2 protein-coding genes are annotated in these 685 nt (G+C 49.9%); one reads left to right on the top strand and one right to left on the bottom strand.

Annotated elements, in window-relative coordinates; genetic code table 11:
* On the top strand, window positions 1-271 hold a 271-nt coding region (locus tag K5E19_RS23270), incomplete at its 5' end, for a hypothetical protein (RefSeq protein ID WP_260411930.1).
* Window positions 272-338: 67 nt separating this feature from the next.
* Here the strand turns inward: K5E19_RS23270 and yhcN are convergent.
* Window positions 339-605: a peroxide/acid stress response protein YhcN gene (gene yhcN, locus K5E19_RS23265; protein ID WP_102105510.1), complete on the bottom strand. Its 267-nt coding sequence runs from the start codon at window positions 603-605 to the stop codon at window positions 339-341.
* Between the last annotated feature and the right edge of the window lie 80 nt (window positions 606-685).

Raw genomic sequence — 685 nt, 5'->3', positions numbered from 1 at the left:
GAATATCTATACGTTTGATTTTGATGAAATCGACAGTCAGGAAGACTTTTACCGCGAATTTTGTCGCACATTTGGATTAGAACAGGCAAAGGTAACGGATCTGGATTCGCTGTGGGACGTGGTGATTGGCGATGTCTTACCCATGCCGCTGGAGCTGGAGTTTATCCACCTGCCGGATAAGCTACGTCGACGCTTTGGCGCACTGGTTCTGCTCTTTGACGAGGCGGAAGAGGAGCTGGAAGGACAACTACGCTTTAACGTTCGTCACTGATTTCAGACATAAAAAAGCCCCTGACAAAGCGCCAGGGGCAAGTCGTATGATGAGATACGACGAGGGTTTATTTGTACAGCTCAGCCGTCGCATGCCAGTGGTCACCCTGATTTAGCTCGGTGACACGATAGCTGCTTGCGCCTGCTTTTTCAGCTTTAGCCGCCAGTTCCTGGCGGATATCCATCGGAGAACCCGCGACGGAAGATACGGATACACTACCCATTGATTGCAGGTTTTGCGCTTGCTCAGAATTCACCTGATGCACAGCTGCGCTGGCACCGAAAGAGAGAACGGAAGCTAAGCCTAGGGTTGCGATGATTAATTTGGTGTTCATAGTCGTACTCCTGAATGTGTTTCCTCGACGGCGAGAAGGGTTATACCGCTATTTTTATGCCTGGTGCCGTTGAGTTGATA

Source organism: Enterobacter sp. RIT637, from assembly GCF_019718755.1.
Lineage (GTDB): Bacteria > Pseudomonadota > Gammaproteobacteria > Enterobacterales > Enterobacteriaceae > Enterobacter.
This window is presented reverse-complemented; position numbering and strand designations above follow the sequence as displayed.

Excerpts from the sequence above, each read along its gene's own strand:
- yhcN (WP_102105510.1), bottom strand. The coding sequence starts at position 605 with ATGAACACCAAATTAATCATCGCAACCCTAGGCTTAGCTTCCGTTCTC.